18 protein-coding genes and 1 pseudogene are annotated in these 19,292 nt (G+C 41.0%); 6 read left to right on the top strand and 13 right to left on the bottom strand.

Annotation, left to right across the window (positions count from 1 at the left end; translation table 11 throughout):
* Positions 1–46 precede the first annotated feature (46 nt).
* Positions 47–349, bottom strand: coding sequence for a YebG family protein (locus IMPJCBKJ_RS19385; RefSeq protein WP_166341670.1), 303 nt, complete (start codon positions 347–349; stop codon positions 47–49).
* A gap of 246 nt (positions 350–595) precedes the next feature.
* Between IMPJCBKJ_RS19385 and IMPJCBKJ_RS19380 the strand changes: the two genes are divergently transcribed.
* Positions 596–889, top strand: a complete 294-nt coding sequence (locus IMPJCBKJ_RS19380; protein WP_054553235.1) for a helix-hairpin-helix domain-containing protein — start codon at positions 596–598, stop codon at positions 887–889.
* Between the two features lie 27 nt (positions 890–916).
* On the opposite strand, the gene IMPJCBKJ_RS19375 is transcribed toward IMPJCBKJ_RS19380, so the two are convergent.
* From IMPJCBKJ_RS19375 to IMPJCBKJ_RS19365, 3 genes are all read right to left on the bottom strand, one after another.
* Entirely contained in the window at positions 917–1,219 is a 303-nt protein-coding gene (locus IMPJCBKJ_RS19375) for a DUF6170 family protein (RefSeq protein ID WP_054553234.1), read from the bottom strand.
* Positions 1,219–1,737 carry a disulfide bond formation protein DsbB gene (gene dsbB / locus IMPJCBKJ_RS19370; RefSeq protein ID WP_138618583.1) on the bottom strand — a complete coding sequence of 173 codons (519 nt, stop codon included), beginning with the start codon at positions 1,735–1,737 and terminating at the stop codon, positions 1,219–1,221. The genes IMPJCBKJ_RS19375 and dsbB overlap by 1 nt, the downstream gene beginning before the upstream one ends.
* A 129-nt stretch (positions 1,738–1,866) precedes the next feature.
* A complete protein-coding gene (locus IMPJCBKJ_RS19365; RefSeq protein WP_054553232.1) occupies positions 1,867–3,018 on the bottom strand; it encodes a chorismate mutase in 1,152 nt (383 codons plus the stop codon).
* A 334-nt stretch (positions 3,019–3,352) separates the two neighbouring features.
* Between IMPJCBKJ_RS19365 and IMPJCBKJ_RS19360 the strand changes: the two genes are divergently transcribed.
* Positions 3,353–6,364, top strand: a complete 3,012-nt coding sequence (locus IMPJCBKJ_RS19360) for an EAL domain-containing protein (RefSeq protein WP_138599023.1) — start codon at positions 3,353–3,355, stop codon at positions 6,362–6,364.
* Positions 6,365–6,380: 16 nt separating this feature from the next.
* Here IMPJCBKJ_RS19360 and IMPJCBKJ_RS19355 read toward each other — a convergent pair whose 3' ends face one another.
* Positions 6,381–6,710, bottom strand: coding sequence for a translation initiation factor (locus IMPJCBKJ_RS19355; RefSeq protein WP_054553231.1), 330 nt, complete (start codon positions 6,708–6,710; stop codon positions 6,381–6,383).
* A gap of 133 nt (positions 6,711–6,843) precedes the next feature.
* On the opposite strand from IMPJCBKJ_RS19355, the gene IMPJCBKJ_RS19350 reads away from it, so the two are divergent.
* From IMPJCBKJ_RS19350 to IMPJCBKJ_RS19335, 4 genes are all read left to right on the top strand, one after another.
* Positions 6,844–7,149, top strand: coding sequence for an STAS domain-containing protein (locus IMPJCBKJ_RS19350; RefSeq protein ID WP_054553230.1), 306 nt, complete (start codon positions 6,844–6,846; stop codon positions 7,147–7,149).
* Positions 7,149–8,819, top strand: coding sequence for a fused response regulator/phosphatase (locus IMPJCBKJ_RS19345; protein WP_054553229.1), 1,671 nt, complete (start codon positions 7,149–7,151; stop codon positions 8,817–8,819). Before IMPJCBKJ_RS19350 ends, IMPJCBKJ_RS19345 begins: the two co-directional genes overlap by 1 nt.
* A gap of 45 nt (positions 8,820–8,864) precedes the next feature.
* Entirely contained in the window at positions 8,865–9,524 is a 660-nt protein-coding gene (locus IMPJCBKJ_RS19340; RefSeq protein WP_166341668.1) for a GAF domain-containing protein, read from the top strand.
* A gap of 73 nt (positions 9,525–9,597) precedes the next feature.
* Positions 9,598–10,788, top strand: coding sequence for an amino acid aminotransferase (locus IMPJCBKJ_RS19335; RefSeq protein ID WP_054553227.1), 1,191 nt, complete (start codon positions 9,598–9,600; stop codon positions 10,786–10,788).
* Between the two features lie 77 nt (positions 10,789–10,865).
* Here the strand turns inward: IMPJCBKJ_RS19335 and IMPJCBKJ_RS19330 are convergent, their stop codons facing one another.
* The 8 genes and pseudogenes from IMPJCBKJ_RS19330 to IMPJCBKJ_RS19295 form a co-directional block, all read right to left on the bottom strand.
* Positions 10,866–11,615 (bottom strand): DUF3379 family protein, encoded by a 750-nt coding sequence (locus IMPJCBKJ_RS19330; protein ID WP_166341666.1) that lies wholly within the window; start codon positions 11,613–11,615, stop codon positions 10,866–10,868.
* Positions 11,615–12,163: pseudogene (locus tag IMPJCBKJ_RS19325) on the bottom strand (sigma-70 family RNA polymerase sigma factor); the annotation flags it as partial. The pseudogene IMPJCBKJ_RS19325 and the gene IMPJCBKJ_RS19330, both read right to left, overlap by 1 nt.
* 78 nt (positions 12,164–12,241) lie before the next feature.
* On the bottom strand, positions 12,242–13,891 hold the full coding sequence (locus IMPJCBKJ_RS19320) for a BatD family protein (RefSeq protein ID WP_166341664.1): 1,650 nt from the start codon (positions 13,889–13,891) through the stop codon (positions 12,242–12,244).
* Positions 13,885–15,759: a VWA domain-containing protein gene (locus IMPJCBKJ_RS19315; RefSeq protein ID WP_166341662.1), complete on the bottom strand. Its 1,875-nt coding sequence runs from the start codon at positions 15,757–15,759 to the stop codon at positions 13,885–13,887. Before IMPJCBKJ_RS19315 ends, IMPJCBKJ_RS19320 begins: the two co-directional genes overlap by 7 nt.
* A gap of 1 nt (position 15,760) precedes the next feature.
* A complete protein-coding gene (locus IMPJCBKJ_RS19310; protein ID WP_166341660.1) occupies positions 15,761–16,750 on the bottom strand; it encodes a VWA domain-containing protein in 990 nt (329 codons plus the stop codon).
* Positions 16,743–17,183, bottom strand: coding sequence for a DUF4381 domain-containing protein (locus IMPJCBKJ_RS19305; RefSeq protein WP_166341658.1), 441 nt, complete (start codon positions 17,181–17,183; stop codon positions 16,743–16,745). The genes IMPJCBKJ_RS19310 and IMPJCBKJ_RS19305 overlap by 8 nt, the downstream gene beginning before the upstream one ends.
* Positions 17,184–17,185: 2 nt before the next feature.
* Positions 17,186–18,130 (bottom strand): DUF58 domain-containing protein, encoded by a 945-nt coding sequence (locus IMPJCBKJ_RS19300; protein WP_055020719.1) that lies wholly within the window; start codon positions 18,128–18,130, stop codon positions 17,186–17,188.
* Positions 18,131–18,133: 3 nt separating this feature from the next.
* Complete coding sequence (locus IMPJCBKJ_RS19295; protein ID WP_166341656.1) at positions 18,134–19,090, bottom strand: MoxR family ATPase; 957 nt, start codon at positions 19,088–19,090, stop codon at positions 18,134–18,136.
* Positions 19,091–19,292: the final 202 nt, after the last annotated feature.

The following is a 19,292-nucleotide window of genomic DNA, read 5'->3' as shown; positions in this document are numbered from 1 at the left end:
AAAAGGGCAACGGATGTTGCCCTTTTTTTATGATCTAAATTTGCGTTTAGCTTGCCGCTTTTTCTTTTATATCAGCAACGTTATCGTCTGACTTTGCTTTTTTAGGTTTAGCTGGCGCGTCTTTTGCACCTTTAAGTACCGCCATAAATTGGTCTTTTTGTTTTGCCATTTCAAGCGCCAGTGACTCAATTTGTTGCTCGCTTAATGGTACATCAACTTTTTCAAGCATAAGTTCTAATGACTCAGCAATGTCGAGCATTTTGTCATACGCATCAGCTTCTTTCTTAGTAGTAAACGTCATGCGCTCGACTCCGTTTCTTTCTACAACATATTTAACAACAACAGCCATGATTTCTCCTGCATTTAAGCCTGGCATTGCAGCGTAAAATCGCTGCCAAGATTACTGTTTTTATATACAGTAATGCTTCGAGCCTTACTTTGCAAGTAACTTGAGAAAATTTTTATTTAGTAAATTTGACAATACTTTGTGTATTAGCTTTATTTAAAATGTTACCCAAAGTTAAACACAAGCGATGGAGTGAGTGTTGGGTAATCGCTAACTATCAGTCCAAACAAGGGCGTCATGGAGGAAATTATGAAATTACTATCAAGTATTTTACTTGCCGCTACTCTTGCATTACTACCTGCTACACAGGTATCAGCCGAAACACCAACCAAAGCAACACAAGTTAAAATGCAAAAGCTCAGTATAAACAAAGCCAGCATTGAGCAGCTAACTCAATTACCGGGTATTGGTGAATCAAAAGCGAAAGCGATTGTCGAGCATCGCACCAAGCAAGGCTCGTTTAAGTCGCTAGAACAATTAAAAGAAGTAAAAGGAATTGGTGATAAGCTATTCGCTAAACTTGAGGGGAAAATTACACTATAAATAGCAGGTTATCACCTATACAGGGCGTTATTCGCCCTGTTTAAATTCATTGATAGCCTTGTCTAAATGCGCTAACGCGAACATGTTTTCGATAGGTGTTGTGATAAGAGGGTAACTTAAACCTGCTAACAGCAACCAAGGAATAAGCATCCACCCTTCAAAGTAAGCTAAACCTAAAAATAATGGCGCTAAAAAGGCAAGTTTACATACCGATAAAATGATCTTTTTGCTCGGGCTTAAATGAGCTAAAGCAAGAGCAATAATCTGTTGGCGTTGCCTTACTTTAAAGTTTTTTAAAGTAGGGATTTGGCTAGTAAAAAAATAAATCATTATAGCGACTTTTTGCTCACTAATCGGCTAACTAAAACAGCCACAAATACCACTGAAAATGCTGCAAAAATCACTTCCATCCATGCCGGCATGCTCATTGAAGCAAACTGCCAATCGATATTGCCACAATCACCAGTGGCAGCAAAGAAGCTAGGGATCCATTCATGCAAAGGCATAAAACTTGGGAAGTTAGGTTCAAATGCACAGCTAAATGCAAACGGGTCGGTATTGTTTTGCATTGCAATGTGTTCTTTAGCAATAAAGTAACCCCAAATTGCTGAGATACCCCAAGTGGCAAATGCGACTAAGCGAACAACCATACTTTTTGGGTTAATCGCACCAATCACACCCGCTGCAAGTAAGCCTAAAACAGCGGTGCGCTGATAAATACACATGATGCATGGCTCAAGTCCCATGTTGTATTGAAAAAACAATGCTGTGACTTCAAATGCGAGTGAAATAAACGCTAGTAATAACCAAGGTGTTCTTTTAGTTGCTAATTCTGCTAACCAATTCATGAAAGATCCAATTTCAAATTGTTTTCAAGATTATGCTTAGACAGGGCTATGGGTGCAAGTATCTAAGATGAAATTATACGAAAAAGGAGTCGACAGACTCCTTTTCATTAGTCATATCTAGGCAGGCTATTACACACTAACAGCCTGCAAAGACTCACTTTGGTAACAGCCTAATACACGTGTGTACTGAGTGTGTTCTTTCAGCTCTTCAAGCGCTTGCTTAACATGTAAGTCATCAAGGTTTGCTTCGAGGTCAACATAAAACACTTCTTCCCACGGATTTCCTGGTACGGGGCGAGATTCTAGTTTTACTAGGTTAATTTGGTGATGTTTAAAAATCATTAAAGCATCAGCCAATGAACCTGCTTGTTGTTTAGTCGCCATGATTAAACTGGTTTTGGTCGGAATTTGTTTCGATACTTGTAGCGGCTTACGGGCGACAACAATAAAGCGGCTGTGGTTTTCGCTTTGGTTTGCAAGGCCTGACTTAATTACTTCTAAACCAACATTTTTGCCAGCTTGAGCTGAGCCGATAGCGGCGCTATTTGCTGTTTCAACCGCAGATTGCAATGCGTGGAAGGTTGAATCACAGGTTTCATGTTGAATGTCACCTAGGCCTTGAATGAAACGGCTACATTGAGCAAAAGGTTGTGGATGAGCAAAAATTTTATTGATATGAGATAGCTCAGTACCTGGCATTGCTAATAAACAGTGCTCAACGCTATGGGTTACTTCACCTACAATTGATACTTGTGCGTGTTGTAATAAGTCGAATACTTCATTGATGCTTCCTGAGCTGGTGTTTTCAATTGGCAGTAAGCCAAAATCAGCCTGTCCACTTTCAACTTTACCAGTGATCTGTTCAAAGCTAGAGCAACCCATTTCAATCACTTTGCCAGGGCGGCGGCTAAAATATTTATGGCAGGCTAGTTGGCTATATGAGCCTTGCCCACCCAAATACGCAACACGATGGCTTTCGCTCATAGCTTCTGGGTTGAGGTTCTTTTGCAGCATGGCTTGCTGGTTTAAAACTGAGTCTTCAAGAATAGTTTGAAACACATTATTAATGTAGTAAGCGTCAAGACCTAATGACTTACCATAACTGATTAGTTTTTCCAGTAGTGCTTGTTCGCGAGCTTCATCACGAATTGGTTTGTTATTGGCTATTTTATATTCGACTACGCTGTGGCTTATACGGCGTCTTTTAGCCAGTAACACAAGTAAGTCGGAGTCGATTTCATTTATATCGTGTCGTAACGCATTTAATGTATCAATGCTCATGTTGGTTTCCTCATTCCAAAACAGTGCACAAACAAAAAAGCCTCCCAAGAGGGAGGCTTTAGCTATTCGGTGAAATTATCTCGCAAACAGTTAAGCCTCCTCTATCTAAAGAAGCTAAAAAAAGAAAAATAAGTGCGAGAGATAATTTGTTTCATTGGACTAATGTAAAAATACTTCTATGTAAAGTCAACTGCATAAACATGCTATTTTGGACAAAGCAAAAGATTCCTCAGAAATTTCATTAATCTTCATAAAAAATTTATAAATCTAAAAATGAATCTGGTATATTTGTTTTTGCATAATAAATAATAACAATTATTAATAAGGTAGTCCTGTGGTGTATCGACGACCGCCATCCCGGTTTGGGGTGAATTCATTAAGTATGAAATTGTCGCTGTTAATCTCTGCTATTTGTTTAATTGCAGGTATTTGCGCTGCAGCTTTAATGCTTAAATCAGAAGAAAAACAGCTTGTTTTTGAAGAGCACGAACTTTTAAAGCATTCGAGTGAACGCTTGAGTCGTCAATTCAATCGCTTAATTAACACCAAAATAAATATTGCAGAGCAAGCTAACAATGTCGTTAGTAGTCAGCTACTGCATAATGAGTCACATCTACAAAATAACCGCAGCGCAGATATAAAGTTTGCAGTTGATGGCAGTATTCGCAGCACTTCTGAGGATGGTTTATCAGCTTCATTTATTCCACAAGACCAGTACTCTAATTTTTATAAGCAGCTGATTAACGATTCTGAGTCGCTATGGAAAATTGTCTCACCAACGCTTATCCAAGACTTTTTTAATTTTTATTTAATCACTAAAGATAACTTTATACGTATTGCTCCACCTAATTGGGCGCTCAATGTACCGGGCGATTTTGACTTTACCAAAGGCGAGACATTTAATTACGCACAAGCTGCAACAAACCCGAGCCGAGAAGCTGTATGGTCAAAGGTGTATTACGATACTATTTGGCATAAGTGGGTAGTAAGCGTGCTTGTGCCAATCTATCTTGATAACGAATTTTTTGGTGTCACTGGTAGTGATATTGCTCTTGAAACCTTATTGGCACAGCTGCCTATTGGCGATCGTGAGCAACATTTATTAGTGTTTGATGCGAAAGGTCAGCTTTTAGCTCATCCTGATTTAGATAAAACAACGCTTGAGCAATATGGCCGTGAAGGTAAAAAGTTACTGACTGAAGATTTTGTTAATCCTGATCTACAAAAATTAGTGTCTGAAACCATTCGCTTAAAATTACCAGAGTCTGCAAATTCATTTGTACAAGATGGTGAAACCCATATTATCAATATCCGCAAAGTCGAGAACCTTAATTGGTATATTGGTATTTATAAAAAGCGCTCGTCGGCACTTTCTGCGCTTGAAGAGCTAAAAGTAAAGTTCTTTGGCTTGTTTATCCTGTACGCTATTTTAGTTGCTTTGTTATTGCATCAAGCACTTTATCAATTAGTACTGCGTCGTATTCACTCTTTGGTAAATGCGGTTGTTAGTTTTGGCAAAGGGCAATTTCAAACTGAATTTCCTAAAGTGAACAAAGACGAAATAGGCACGCTTAATGGCTCTTTTAGAGACATGGCAATAGAAATTCGTAAATTAATCGATGGTTTAAATCAGCGCATTAGCGAAAAAGAAATAGCTGAAAAAGCAGCGAACCGATTATCCAAAGCAGTTGCCTTCTCAGGTACAGGCGTTGTGATCACTAATCAAGACTTTGAAATCAAATACGTGAACCCGAAAATGGTTGAGATGACGGGTTTCGAGGAACGCCACTTTATTGGCTCACCATTGATGAATATTATCTCTCAAGAAATGGCGATTTTAGTTGACGATATTGATATCGACCTACGTAGCCGTAACTATTGGCGAGGAGATACTTTATTACAGGGTAATGAGCGTCAATCTGTATGGGTTTCATTGAGTATTTCTCCAATCCGCGAAGAAGGGGGGGAAATCACCAGTTACGTGGCTTCAGCTCAAGATATTTCGTTTGTGAAAGAAAGTCAGCGAAAAATGGAACAGCTTGCCTATTTTGATACATTAACAGGGCTTGCAAACCGAACTTTCTTTAGAATGCAGCTACGCAAGTCTATGGCACTTGCTGAACGTGGTCATTATGCATTTGCTTTATTTTACTTTGACTTAGATGAATTTAAACGTATCAACGATACGCTAGGTCACGATGCGGGCGATCAGTTATTGGTTGAAGTTGCTAATCGTTTGAAAAAGCGTTTACGCACCGAAGATACCATTGCACGTTTAGGTGGTGATGAGTTCGCAGTCCTGTTAAGTGGTATTGAGCATCAAACTCACGCCATGGAAGTGGCGAATACCATTCAACGTACTCTTAATGAGCCTATCAAACTAGGTAACAATGAAGTGATAATTAGTGCCAGTATTGGTATCACGATGGCACCATTTGATAGCCAAGAGGAAGATCAGCTACTGAAGCATGCTGACCTTGCTATGTATGAAGCAAAAGCGAAAGGGCGTAATACTTACCACTTTTATAGCCAAGAGCTTAATGCTGCTGCCAATGAACGCTTGTTTATTGAAAATGAGTTACGTACAGGTATTCGTGAGGGGCAGTTCCAGGTTTACTATCAGCCACAAGTAGATTGTCGCAGGAATCAAGTTGTTGGCTATGAAGCACTCATACGGTGGTTCCATCCAAATGAAGGCATGATACCGCCAACTAAATTCATTCCTATTGCTGAAGCTACAGGTTTGATTGTTGAGCTTGGAGCGTGGATATTGCAAGAAGCGTGTGAGTTTGCTGCACGTTTAGCAAGCCAAGACTTAAAAAATAATATTTCAATCAACTTATCAGCACGTCAATTTAAAGATGCTAATTTGGTGTCGACGCTTGATAAAATCATCAAGCAAACAGGTGTTGAACCAAAACGCATTCACTTAGAATTGACTGAAAGTATGTTAATGGGACATGTTGAGGCGGCGATCTTACAACTGCATCAACTAAAAGCACTTGGCGTTTCAATTTCAATTGATGATTTTGGTACCGGATACTCGTCACTGAGTTATTTGAAACGCTTCCCAGTCGATATTTTAAAAGTTGACCGCTCTTTTGTGAAAGATATCCCTGAAGACAGTAATGATATGGAGATCACTGCTGCGATTATCGCAATGGCACAAAAACTTAAGCTTAACGTTGTTGCTGAAGGGGTCGAAACTAAAGAGCAAATTGAGTTTTTACAAAATAATAACTGCTTTGTTGTGCAAGGGTATTACTTCAGTCCGCCTGTGAGTGAGGCTGAATTACCTAAGTTATATGAGCATTTACAGTCACTAGATTTAATCAAGAATGATTAATAAAGTAGGGGGGATGTTAACCCCCTGCTATTTTTACTTTGAATTTCAGCGCTTCGAGAATCGCTTTTAGCTTATCTCTGTCATCACCTTGAACTTCGATGATACCCTCTTTTACTGCACCGCCTTGACCCATCTTACTTTTAATGGTTTTGGCTAATTTTTTTAAGTCATGTTGTTGGCTATCAATACCAACCACTAACATCACACCTTTACCTTTGCGTCCTTTTGTTTGGCGTTCGATTCGTAAAAAACCATCTTTAAACATTTTACTTTGTGCAGGTTTGCTTTCTTTGGGTTGTTCAATGCGCCCTGTAGAAGTTGAGTAAACTAGATTATTTTCGCTCATAGTGGATCTCGTTGTAGAAGCTTAGATAAATGATAACAAATTTAATCCTAAGTGTTTTATTTTTTGGCTTATTTGTTCTAAGCAGTTATATTTAGATAAGTCTTCGGAAAGATTTGTTAAATAGGAGTTTATTATGAGTTTGACGCGCAGTACATCTGCTGATGGCGCTATTTTAACCGTACAGATAAAAGGAAAGTTTGATTTTAATTTGGTGCAATCTTTTCGTCAGGCATACGCCGACTTAAACAGCAATATCAATAAAGTCGTTATTGACCTTAGAGAAACTGATTATATGGACAGTTCAGCATTAGGTATGTTGCTCAATATGAAAAAAAACCTAACGGGCAAAGTTGATACAATACAAATAAGTAACTGTCAGCCTCAATTAAAGAAAATCTTACAAATATCTCGTTTTGATAAAAAATTTGATATCGATTGATGCTTAATATATTGGTAGTCGATGATTTAGAGCTAAATCGTCGTTTATTAACTGTGATGTTAGAGCAACAAGGCTACCGAGTTTTCACTGCCGAAAATGGACTTGTTGCTTTAAGTCTTCTTGATGAACAAAAGATAGACATCGTACTGCTTGATGTCATTATGCCAGTAATGGACGGCTTTGAAACAGCTGCAATTATAAAAGAGCGCTACAGCCAAGTTTACTTACCTATTATTTTTATAACCTCTTTAGAAGACGAAGCAAGTTTTGAACGCTGCTTAGCGGTCGGTGGGGATGACTTTTTACACAAGCCATTCCAAGAGGTAATCTTAAATGCGAAAATTAAAGCACACAGCCGCATTCGCAACCTAAGTCAAAAAGCAAGAGAGCAGAATTTACAACTTGAGTACCATCAAAATCAAGTTGAACGTGAGCATGAAATTGTCGAGCACATTTTTAATAACGCGCTTGAAAACCAACAGTCATTCCCTACCCATTTAGATTTTCATTTATCGCCTGCCGCTATGTTTAATGGCGACATGTTCTTGGTTGGGCAAAGTCCAATTGGCAGCTTGTATTGTATGCTAGGAGACTTTACTGGTCATGGCTTAGCTGCTGCTGTTGGTGCATTACCGGCATCTAGAGTCTTTTATACGATGGTAAGTAAGGGCATGTCGGTAAGTGACATTGCAGCTGAGATTAACTCAGTATTGGCGAAGTTATTACCTGGGCATATGTTTTGTGCGGCAACTATTCTAGAGCTTAGCAATACAGGTAAAAGTGTTTCTGCATGGTTAGGTGGTCTGCCAGACACCTATATCATCGATCAGCAGGGAAATATAATTCGTACATTAGAATCTCAACATATGGCGTTGGGAATTTTAGAGGATGATGAATTTGAACGCGCTTTGATCCATACAGAGGTTGAAACTACATCACGAATCGTTATGGCGACTGACGGAATTATTGAAACGATTAATCCAAGAGAAGTTTATTTTGGAGAAAAACGGTTTAAAGATGTGCTTGCCTCTAGAGATAACATTTCCTGTCATCAAGTGCTCGAAAGAGTTAAGCGTTTTGCACAAGGTAACGAGCAGCAAGACGATTTAAGTTTAGTGTTGTTAAATTGTTTGCCGGTGCCTGAACCTGAACAAATGGTAGAACCTTATTCTGAATTGCCATTTAACTTCTCTTTAAGCTTAAATTCAAAGCAGATTAAAAGCACTGATCCTGTTTTAGAGGTTGTTAATGTAATCAGTCGGGTACCAGGTTTAAACGCTCACCGAGCCAATATTTTTCTTATCTTATCTGAGGCTTATAATAATGCGCTTGATCATGGTGTTTTAGGACTAGACTCTGATGTGAAAAATCATGACGATGGTTTTTTAATTTATTATCAACAACGAGAAAAAGCATTAGCTAATTTAACCGATGCATTAATTATCATTGATATCCGCTATAGCCCTGAAGAGTATGCTTTGTATTTTACAATTTGTGACTCGGGACATGGATTTAACAAACAAGATTCTGAGCAACAAAACTTAGTGCGAGAGCATGGCAGAGGTTTATGTTTGCTGAGCGAAATTGCGACTGGCGTCACATTTAATAGTGCTGGCAATCAGGTCGAAATTTATTATCAATTAACAGCAAGCAGTACTAGCTCACAGTAAAATCGCATGTTATCATCTCGGCATTATAGATGTTTGGATGGCTAAATGATTTCTAACTACTTATCGACTGCTCAACTTGATTTACCAGAAAGCTTGGTTGTTGATCAATTATCAAACCTTGAACATTACCTTGCACAGTCAGCTTTACCTGCAGTGCGCTGGGAATACCAAATTCCTGAGCTAGGCGAGGGGGGTGCGTGTAGTTTATTTGGTTACTTACAAGATGAACCATTCAAATTAAACGACTATGTTGCAGAGGATGCTACCAATACTGAAAAGCTGGCCAAGCTTCAGCAAATCATCGATTTTGTCGTTGCCCAGACTCACGTTGATTGGTTTGGTATTTACCAAGCGACCAATACTGAAGAAGGTTCTCAGTTATTAAAGCTGGTTTATCATGGTGCACCGAGCCGTCCATTATTCCCGCTAACTGAAGCGTTTGCTAAAGGCAGTAACAATGTTCAAGTTGCGCTTTCTAAGCAAGGGCGTGTGATCAATAACGTAGCCGATTACCTTGCACAAGGTGGAGAGTATTATACTTGCGACCCTAAAGTGAAAGCAGAGACCTGTCTACCGCTGTTATCAGACAAAAATGAATGCTTAGGTATTATAGATGCGGAAGCATTTAATAATGATTTCTTTGATCAGCAAACCCTTGCATTACTTGTGGCTTGTTGTATTAAAATTCCTCAACTCTTGGTCTAATTTAACTAGTAATCAGGCTGGGTTTTTATGTTAAGCTAGTGGCAACGCTAACCCCTATAAAAAGAGATAGTCAATGTTCTCAGAATTAAAACCATTACCAACAGATCCTATTCTTGGCCTAATGGCGGCCTTTAAACAAGATACAAACCCAAAGAAAATCGATTTGGGTGTAGGTGTTTATAAGGATGAGCAAGGCAATACGCCTGTATTAAAAGCGGTTAAAAAAGCGGAAGCGTTTCGTTTAGAAAACGAAACCAGTAAATCGTACATTGGCTTGGCAGGTAACCTAGATTACTGCCAAAAAATGGAAAACTTATTACTGGGTGAGCATCCAGCACTTTTAGCTAATCGTGTTCGCACTGCACAAGCACCAGGTGGTACAGGTGCATTGCGTGTTGCAGCTGAATTCATCAAGCGTTGCAACAAAGATGCGACTGTATGGGTAACTACGCCAACGTGGGCAAACCACATCAGCTTATTTGAAGCGGCGGGCTTAACAGTAAAAGAATACCCTTACTATGATTACGAAAATAAAGACCTTTTATTTGATGACATGATTAATACCCTTAAGCAAGTGCCTAAAGGTGATGTTGTGTTATTCCACGCATGTTGTCACAACCCAAGCGGTATGGATTTAAATGCTGAGCAATGGAGCACAGTTGCTGATCTTGCTGTTGAAGTTGGTTTCACGCCACTGGTTGATATTGCTTACCAAGGTTTTGGTTCAAGCCTTGAAGAAGACGCAGCGGGTCTTCGTAAATTAGCAGCAGCGGTAGATGAGCTAATCATCTGTTCTTCTTGTTCGAAAAACTTCGGTCTATACCGCGAGCGTATCGGTGCATGTTCAATCATCGCTAAAGATGCAGCAACTGCTGATATCTCAAACTCTGTATTATTAAGCGTTGTACGTAGTATCTATTCAATGCCACCTGCCCATGGTGCTGATATTGTTAGCACGATTTTAGGTAGCACTGAGCTGACGCAAATGTGGCATGACGAGCTTGATGAAATGCGTAATCGCATTAATGGTTTGCGTACTTTAATCAAAGAAAGCTTAGCTGCGAAAGGCATTGAGCAAGACTTCTCATTTATTGACCGTCAAAATGGTATGTTCTCATTCCTAGGTATTAATAAAGAGCAAATCGAGCGCTTACAAAAAGAGTACTCAATCTACATTGTTGGTTCTAGCCGTGTAAACGTTGCTGGTATCAGTGATGCAAACATTGATTACTTTGCAAATGCAGTAGCAGACGTTTGTAAGTAACCTGCTTTATAGCGATAAAAAAACCGCAGTAGCTGCGGTTTTTTTATGCCTGTAACATGTGTTACTACGAGTAGGTATTAATGCAGCCAGCGAATGGCGTCATTGATCATACTGTTGTAGCTATCAAGTGGCGCACCAATACTCGCGATTAAGATGGTATCAGCCCGATCGCCTCGGTTGATGTGGCCAGCGAAACGCTCATCATTGAAATCGTCAGAGCCAGTGCCAAATGGTTGCTCGTCAGAAGGCACAATGAATACCGTCATCGGGCCAAAATCAGACTCAAATACCAAGTGCAGACCTTTTTTGCCTTGAAAGTCACAAAACATTAAATAGGTTACTTTACCTGGTAGCTCATCTAAATGTCCGCCAATGGTGGCAAACTTTTCGTTTACCGAAGCAAGATCTATTGCCTCATGTTTATCTAGCGAGCCAATTTCATGGTAAAGGTGCGCAAAGGCATGCTCACCCACACTGTATAACGTATGTTGTTTGTTACTGACAAAGAACACACTAATTGCCACTAAAAATGACGCTGCAGCGGCTAAATACAGTCGATTAAAGGCAAAGCGTGACTTAGCCTCAACAATGGTGTCTAGCGGTTGCTCAGCGCTTTCTGCTTCAGAACTATATGTATTATCAATAATTCGCTGTGCTAAATTTTCAGGCACGGGGATGTTAAGTGCTTTGCTTAGTTCATCGTCAAAGGCACGTACATCATCAATAAACGCCTGTTTATCTGTGTCCTGCTCGGCAAACGCTTTAAGTTCCTTATCAATAGTGCTTGGCTCGGCGAGGATGCGGCGGCGAAACTCGAGTTCATCCATTAATTTGATGCTCCTCTAAGTTGGTCATCATCACTGCTTAAAGCCTCTTTAAGCTGGTTTCTGGCACGAAAAAGTCGTGTCATGACAGTATTTTTATTTAAATCGAGGATCTCGGCGATTTCATCGCCAGAGCAACCCATTACCACTTGCAGCAGCAATGGTTCTCGATATTCTTGTGATAACTTTCCTATTTGTCGTTGAATCACTGTTTGTTCCATTTCAGCATCAAGGGTTGAACTTTGTTCATCTACAAGGGTGTCGTTTTCAACATCGGCGTAATCAAATTGTTTACGTTCAAAACGGCGTGCATTCTCGCGGCGCAAAATAGTCAACAGCCAAGGTTTAACTGCTTGTTGGTCTTGCAGTGAATCCAAGGCACGCCAAGCCCTCAGGAAGGTTTCCTGCACTAAGTCCTCAGCAATGTTCTGATCACGACACAACCAATACGCAAAGCGAAAAAGCTCACTGTGGTAGACATGAACCAGCGCTTCATATCGCTTTTGTTTTTCTGTCATAGTAACTAAGACCTGCCTATCAGAAAAAAACTTTCTGAGATTATTATTTTTTTCTTAAAAAAACGGCTAACTCAAGATTAGCCGTTTATTTTCAACTATTTAGGTTAATAGTTAATCATAAAGATTCTTTAATTCAGTGTCATTACTTGTTGATTTAGTTTGCTTTGCGGCTTGGCTTAGCAAGCTGACGATTAAACTTAAATCAACCTGTTCATCTGCTGAACTATAAAGTTTAGTGCGTAATTTAGCAATTTCATCATTAAGTTGTGTGTTTTTCAGTGATGCTAGTAAACACTCGATGGCCGCAGCATTTTTACCAGTCTGTTGTTTTGCGTAGTGGTTCAATGCGTTATAAAACCCAGAGTTATTGTTTTGTTTTGCAAACTGCTTAAGCTCATTTAACGATGCTGATGAACCACTGGTAGGTAATGGCTCAGCTGTCGGTTGCTGAGGACGCTTTTTAAAGTAAAGCACTAAGGTGATTAGCCAAAGTCCATAGCCGACCACTGCCACGATAATAAGCCACACAGGGGTCGTTACTTTTGTGACCGTTTGCATATTAGTTGGCGTATCACCCAGCTCATTAGAGCTTGCGGTTTGCGGCTCTGCGATAGCAGGAGCTGTTGGTGTGAGTGGGTTTGTACTTGGCACAACTGTTAATGTACGAGCAGGTATGGTTGCGTAGCTAATACGATTGATTTTAGTATTAAACCAAGGCAGCTTTATTTCAGGCAATGTGTAAGTGCCCGGTGTTTGCGGTAATAAAGCATAAGAAGCTGTTTGCTGAGAAATAACACGGCCATCACGTACCAGATGGTTACTCTCTTTTTCATCAGGGTAGCTTCTAAAGCCTTGCACCTGTGGCATATCGATATCAGGAAGTTGCTCTTTAGTAACCCCCAATGCAGTTAAAGTAATGGTGCGAGTGATAGGGGTGCCAACTTCAACGGTGTCGTCTTTTGGTTGCCATTGCTCATCAAGGTTAACCAGTTCGCTTGGTAGCCATGCACCTGTGTAGTTATCTGGGATTGGCTTGATTTCAACATCAACATCTTCGCCCATCGCTGAGACAGCCATTTGGCGATAGTTTTGACGAATACGGCCATTGAACACAGGTGCCGTAATAGTATTTACGCCACTTTTTTGTGGCTGCACTAAGTACTCACGGGTGATCACTAAATAGCGTTTGCCATCAATTAACTCATAGTCTTCAGATTGTTTGTTAATTGGGGTTAGCTCAGCGTTTTCCATTTCTGGCGTAGTTAAGTTGCCATCCAGCAATTCTTTGTTGTTGTCTAAATACAATTTAACCGTATAAACACCGGCTTCTTGCACGTATAAGCTAGTTGGCTTGATGCTTGTTTTAATGAAGGCTTCTTTATTTTGTTCTGAGGTTTGACTGCGCTTAGCTACCGTAAGCTCAATCGGTTTTGAACTGACACCGGCAACAGTAAAGGCAGGGATGGTATAAGTGCCTTCTTTGCGGGTCATCAGCTTTACAGACCAGTTAGTTTGCTTACTGATTTCACCATTAATAATATTAGTACGTGAGCTGACACTGGTTGGCCCAACAACAAAGTCTTTTAATAGCACCGAAGTGTCTGGTTGTTCGCTGTTAATAGAGTCGTCTGCTGAGATGGTTAAAACAAAAAACTCACCAGCAAGGACAGGGTTTTTATCAACACTTGCCTGTAGCTGGGTGGCAGCCCAAAGCGGCGCTGCCGCGATTAGCAATAAACAACATAATAATCGCATTACCATGATTTTTCGGCTCCTCGTGGACGACGTTGGTAGTTTCGTTTTTGTGCTTCTAATTGCATTTTATTTCTTAATAAGATCGCTGGATCATCGGGAACTTTACGCAGCAGCTGGTTAAGTTGCTGGGCTTTTTCTTTCTCTTCATTGGTCAGTTCAGCAGCTTGTGCTTGCATAGCCTGTTGCTCTGCTTGCTGTTTAGCTTGTTCATCGCTTTGCGATGGCTGTGGCTGGGCCTCTTGTTGCTCGGGAGCTTGCTCTGGCTGTTGTTCTCCTGATTGTGACGACGTGTCTGCTTGTGATTCCATTTCAGGTTTGTTTTGCTGGTCACTATTAGACTCGCTTTGCTCACCTTTTTGATCTGATTGCTCACCTTGCTCTGACGGTTGTTGACCATCTTGCTGCTCACTCTGCTCTGAGTTTTCACCTTGCTGTGAATTTTCACCCTGTTGCTTTTGCTGGTTATCTTGCTGGCCATCAGAGTTTTGTTGATCGTTGTTTTGCTGTTGATCTTGTTGCTGTTGTTGCTCTTGCTGCTGCAATAGCTGTTCAACGAGGGCTTGGTTTTCTTTTGCCTCAGTGAAGTCATTTTTAAGCTGTTGGGCTTGCTTATACGCTTCTATGGCTTGTTCTAGCTCTCCCGCCTTAGCAAGGGCATTTCCGTAGTTGTAAAAACCCGTCGCAGATTTATCTTCACTAAACACATCCATGGCCGCTTGGTAATTACCTTGCTGATAAAGAGCTGCGCCTTTAAGTTGTGTGTTTTGTGCTTGGGCGGCTTGTTCAAATTGATTTTGCTGATAGGCATCAAGAGCACGTTGGTCTTGGTTTTTAAATACATCTGGTAACTCAGCAGCGTAAACCTGTTGCTGAGGTAGAAGCATAACAAACAAAAAGCCAAACACTAAGCTGCTATGGCGAATTAAAAAGAGCGCTAACGGCAATAAAATAATCAGGCCGTAAATACCGGCATCAACTCGCCATAATGCTTGGCTTTGTTTCTCATCTTTGAGTATTTCTGCATTGGCGGTGGGGGCAAATGTTTGAATATCCTGATTACTGGTTTGATACAGTGCAAATTTGCCACCGCTGTTGCGCGCAAGCGAGCTTAAACGGCTAACATTAAGCGTCGGAATCACAATCTGTCCTTGCATATCTTTTAAAAAGCCACCTTCTGGTAGCTTAATCGGCGCACCTTGCTCTGTGCCGACGCCATAGACATTTAAACGATAACTAGACTGAGCGGTAAAGCGGCTAATATCTTCTTGATCTAGGCTATCAACCCCATCGGTGACTAAAATAATATCACCATCTAAATAGCCAGCTTGTTTAAGTAAATCGTCTGCTTTTTCTAGGCCTTCAATAACATTCGAACCTTTGCTAGGCATGATATCAGGGCTTAGGCTTGGGATAAGGTTAGCCAACGTGCTAGCGTCATTAGTTAGCGGTGAAATAGTAAATGCAGAGCCTGCATAAGCCACTAATGCCGTATCACCTTCTTTGAAAAGCTCAATCATATCAAGTGCTTTAAATCTAGCCTGCACTAATCGGCTTGGTGCGATGTCGGTACTGAACATGGAGTACGACATATCCATCACAATGACCCGCGCATTCTTTGCTTGAAACACCGGAACTTGTTTCTTTTCAAAGCTTGGACCTGCTGCAAAAACGATGGCTAAAAGAGTAAATACAGCAACTAGCCAAAGCGGTTGGCTTTGTTTTTTATGATTGTCGCTCATTACAAACTGCGCCAAATGGGGCGCAATTAAATCAGCAGGGGCGCTTTTTTTGTTGCGTACCAACAGCACACTAAAAATAATCAGCGCGGGAATTAATAACCAAAGTAGGGCAGGGCGAATAAATTCAAAATCCATACTAGCTCTCCTGCTTAAATTGGCGAATAAAACTGACGAGCATTGCTAAGCTTATTAAGCCCAGCGCCACAAGCAGTGGAATATAAAACAATGAAATTTGTGGGCGGAACGTTTGCTCATCGCTACTGATAGGCTCAAGTTTATCGAGCTCTTGGTAAATTTGCTGTAAACCAGCCACATCTTTTGCTCTAAAGTATAAGCCGCCAGTTTGCTCGGCAATGCGTTTTAGTAGGTTTTCATCTAAGTTACCACCACTCATACCACCCATATTAAACAGGCTAAAGCCACGTTTACTATCTGAGCCAACACCTATGGTATACACTTTAATGCCTTCTTCGCGGGCTAACAGTAGCGCATCTTCAGGATCAAGGTTACCGGCAGTGTTTTGACCATCGGTTAATAGCACTACGATACGGTTACTTTCATCTTTATTAGCAAAACGTTTTACGGATAAACCTAACGCATCACCAATGGCGGTTGCTCTACCTACTAGGCCAATTTGCGCTTCGCTGAGCATTTGGCTCACCGTTTTAACATCACGGGTAAGGGGGGTTTGTAAAAATGCGGTATCCCCAAATAAGATAAGACCAAGGCGGTCACCTTGACGCTGCTCGATAAAATCACTGAGTACAGCTTTTACCATAGTGAGCCTATCTACATATTGATTATTTCGATACTCCATATCTTGCTCTGTCATTGAGCCAGATAAGTCCACCGCAAGCATAATATCGCGTCCTTCATTAGGCAGCGTGATTGGTTCATCAAGCCAAGTTGGGTTTGCAATAGCGACAACCAAAGAGACCCAAATAGCCCATTCGAGAAACGAAACTTTGCGGCTATGTTGTTGTACTGCTTGATTATTTAAGCCGAGCTTAGCAAAGCCAGGAATACGTAAACGTAACTGCCCTTGTTGTTTTAAGGGCATGAAGCGGCTCAATAACCAAGGCAGTGGTAAAAGTAGAAAACACCATGGCCAACTAAACTCAAACATTAATTGGCTCCTTGAGTTTAAAGTTGCTGATAGCACTGCGCAATTTAGCCCCAAGCTCAGCATTATTACTATGCTGTTGATAAAGCGGCATAAGTTCATCGTAACTAAAGTTGTCGCCACTGAGTTTAGATAAACTTTCTGACCACTTAGCCAAAGGCTGAGAGGCAAGTTGGCTGTTGTAATAATGGCGAGTTAAGCGTTTTAAAATAATGTGCAGCTCTTGTGTATCCTCATCGCTGAGGGTTTTGCTTAATTTAATAGCTTGTTTTTTGGCTTTTTTAAACTGCTGGTTTTTATATAAAAGCACTAAGCCGATAATTAATAACGAACCAACTAAGGCGATGATCAGCCACCAAATTGGAGCAAGTGGCCACCATGCAACCTCGGTCGGTGCAATGACCTCATGTAAGCCATCTAGCGGATTTTTTTGCATTGTTACTTTCTCACTAATTGCAGCTCAAGTGGAGTGGCTGCACTGAATGAAATTAAACTAAGCCCAGATTTTTGTAAGCGCTTTAATCTATTAGAAAACGACTCTTCGGCAGACTTAGCAAAGCGCTCGCGAAATTGCTTATCCATTAACGGTAACGCAAGCTCTTGGCCATTCGCCGACACGGTCACAGTTTGTTTAAAAGCAGGTAGCTGGTGCTCGAACGGATCGCTTATATGACAGCCAATCAATTCACAGTGCCTGCTCAGCATTTCAAGTTGTTTGAAGCTGGCTTCATCAAGGGCACTAAAATCCGAGACGATATAAACCAAGCTCCCTGGTTTTGCTAAATGATTAAGGCGTTTAAGGTTTTCGCTAAATAAGCTGGTGGCTGTTTGGTCGATATTAGTCAGAGCTTGGCTGTGAATATCACATAAGTTGTGACACAGCTTTAACACGGCTTTTTCTCGAGAGGTCGGTTTTAATTCGTGATGACCTTGCTGATTAAACACCAAACCACCGATGCGATCACCTCGTTGACACGCCGACCAAGCAACCAGTGCGCTGATGTGCGCTGCTTGCACTGACTTCAACAGTAACTTTGAGCCAAACAGCATCGAGTTAGAAAAGTCGGTAAAGACAAAAACAGGGCGTTCTTTTTCTTCTTGAAACAGCTTAGTGTGGGTTTCGCCAGTCCGTGCAGTAACACGCCAGTCGATAGAACGTATGTCATCACCGGCTTGGTAATGACGCACCTCGGCAAACTCCATTCCGCGGCCTTTATGGGGCGCAAGGTATTGCCCAGCTAAGCTGTTTTTGATTTTTACTTTGGGCGCAAGTTCTAGCAAACGAGCTTTGGCTTTGTAATACATCAACTCTTTGAGTGATAAATTGACGCCTTGACTATGACTCGCTGCTAACCACGCCGCTGTATCAAATTGGCTCGACATAGCTTATGGCACTGCCACCAATTCTAAAATACGGCTGATCACATCGTCTTTACTGATGCCATCGGCCTGTGCTTCGTAACTTAAGATAATACGGTGACGCAATACATTATGCAGCACTGCTTGAATATCATCTGGGGCAACAAAGTCACGGCCTTCTAGCCAAGCATGCGCGCGGGCACACTTATCAAGGGCAATGGTTGCACGTGGGCTTGCGCCATATTCAATCCAGCGGCCAAGTTGTTCATCAAGCTCTGCTGCTTCACGAGTGGCAACAATTAACTGTACTAGGTATTTCTCAAGCGGCTCAGCTAAATACAAACCTAATATCGCTTTACGGGCAGCAAATAGCTCACTTTGACTAATTTGCTGTGTCGTTGCTTGCTTGTCAGAAATAGCCTCGCCACGGGTTAGGCGTAGGATATCTAATTCGTGTTCAGCACCCGGGTAATCAATGCTCAAATGCAATAAGAAGCGGTCAAGCTGAGCTTCTGGTAGTGGGTAAGTGCCTTCTTGTTCTAGCGGGTTTTGGGTTGCCATAACCATAAATAGATCAGACAGTGGATAGGTGTTTTTACCTACTGTTACTTGGCGTTCAGCCATGGCTTCTAGTAGGGCTGATTGCACTTTAGCAGGAGCACGGTTTATTTCATCTGCCAAGATTAGGTTATGAAATAAAGGGCCTTTTTCAAATACGAACTCACTGGTTTGCTGGCGATAAATATCGGTACCAGTTACATCTGCAGGTAATAAGTCTGGGGTAAATTGTACACGTTGGAAACTGCCTTCAACGCCTTTTGCTAAGGCATTGACAGCACGCGTTTTCGCAAGACCCGGAGGGCCTTCAACTAATAAGTGGCCATCTGCCAAAATTACGATTAACAGTGCTTGAGTTAATTGTGGTTGGCCGATAATTTGCGTGTCTAGATATGATTTTAATTGTGAAAATGCGTTAACTGCCATAATAAAAAGACTGTCCTAAAAGCGTGAGTCAAAAATTGTTTTTGTTATGCGCCAATGCGTTATATTCAGTACCGATAAATTATTTGCGCGGTACCGTGGTGGGGCGCTATTAACAAGTTATAAGGATTCAAAAGTTATAACACAAGTGTTAGACACAAAATCCCCAAATAGTTCGTTATTTTTTAAGGATTTTTAGCCTACC

This window comes from Pseudoalteromonas sp. MB47 (genome assembly GCF_011319765.1).
GTDB lineage: Bacteria > Pseudomonadota > Gammaproteobacteria > Enterobacterales > Alteromonadaceae > Pseudoalteromonas > Pseudoalteromonas simplex.
This window is presented reverse-complemented; position numbering and strand designations above follow the sequence as displayed.

Excerpts from the sequence above, each read along its gene's own strand:
- IMPJCBKJ_RS19330 (WP_166341666.1), bottom strand. The coding sequence starts at position 11,615 with ATGGATGAACTCGAGTTTCGCCGCCGCATCCTCGCCGAGCCAAGCACT.
- IMPJCBKJ_RS19320 (WP_166341664.1), bottom strand. The coding sequence starts at position 13,891 with ATGGTAATGCGATTATTATGTTGTTTATTGCTAATCGCGGCAGCGCCG.
- IMPJCBKJ_RS19385 (WP_166341670.1), bottom strand. The coding sequence starts at position 349 with ATGGCTGTTGTTGTTAAATATGTTGTAGAAAGAAACGGAGTCGAGCGC.
- IMPJCBKJ_RS19305 (WP_166341658.1), bottom strand. The coding sequence starts at position 17,183 with ATGCAAAAAAATCCGCTAGATGGCTTACATGAGGTCATTGCACCGACC.
- IMPJCBKJ_RS19335 (WP_054553227.1), top strand. The coding sequence starts at position 9,598 with ATGTTCTCAGAATTAAAACCATTACCAACAGATCCTATTCTTGGCCTA.
- IMPJCBKJ_RS19340 (WP_166341668.1), top strand. The coding sequence starts at position 8,865 with ATGATTTCTAACTACTTATCGACTGCTCAACTTGATTTACCAGAAAGC.
- IMPJCBKJ_RS19310 (WP_166341660.1), bottom strand. The coding sequence starts at position 16,750 with ATGTTTGAGTTTAGTTGGCCATGGTGTTTTCTACTTTTACCACTGCCT.
- IMPJCBKJ_RS19345 (WP_054553229.1), top strand. The coding sequence starts at position 7,149 with ATGCTTAATATATTGGTAGTCGATGATTTAGAGCTAAATCGTCGTTTA.
- IMPJCBKJ_RS19295 (WP_166341656.1), bottom strand. The coding sequence starts at position 19,090 with ATGGCAGTTAACGCATTTTCACAATTAAAATCATATCTAGACACGCAA.
- IMPJCBKJ_RS19365 (WP_054553232.1), bottom strand. The coding sequence starts at position 3,018 with ATGAGCATTGATACATTAAATGCGTTACGACACGATATAAATGAAATC.
- IMPJCBKJ_RS19380 (WP_054553235.1), top strand. The coding sequence starts at position 596 with ATGAAATTACTATCAAGTATTTTACTTGCCGCTACTCTTGCATTACTA.
- IMPJCBKJ_RS19315 (WP_166341662.1), bottom strand. The coding sequence starts at position 15,759 with ATGGATTTTGAATTTATTCGCCCTGCCCTACTTTGGTTATTAATTCCC.
- dsbB (WP_138618583.1), bottom strand. The coding sequence starts at position 1,737 with ATGAATTGGTTAGCAGAATTAGCAACTAAAAGAACACCTTGGTTATTA.
- IMPJCBKJ_RS19375 (WP_054553234.1), bottom strand. The coding sequence starts at position 1,219 with ATGATTTATTTTTTTACTAGCCAAATCCCTACTTTAAAAAACTTTAAA.
- IMPJCBKJ_RS19350 (WP_054553230.1), top strand. The coding sequence starts at position 6,844 with ATGAGTTTGACGCGCAGTACATCTGCTGATGGCGCTATTTTAACCGTA.
- IMPJCBKJ_RS19355 (WP_054553231.1), bottom strand. The coding sequence starts at position 6,710 with ATGAGCGAAAATAATCTAGTTTACTCAACTTCTACAGGGCGCATTGAA.
- IMPJCBKJ_RS19300 (WP_055020719.1), bottom strand. The coding sequence starts at position 18,130 with ATGTCGAGCCAATTTGATACAGCGGCGTGGTTAGCAGCGAGTCATAGT.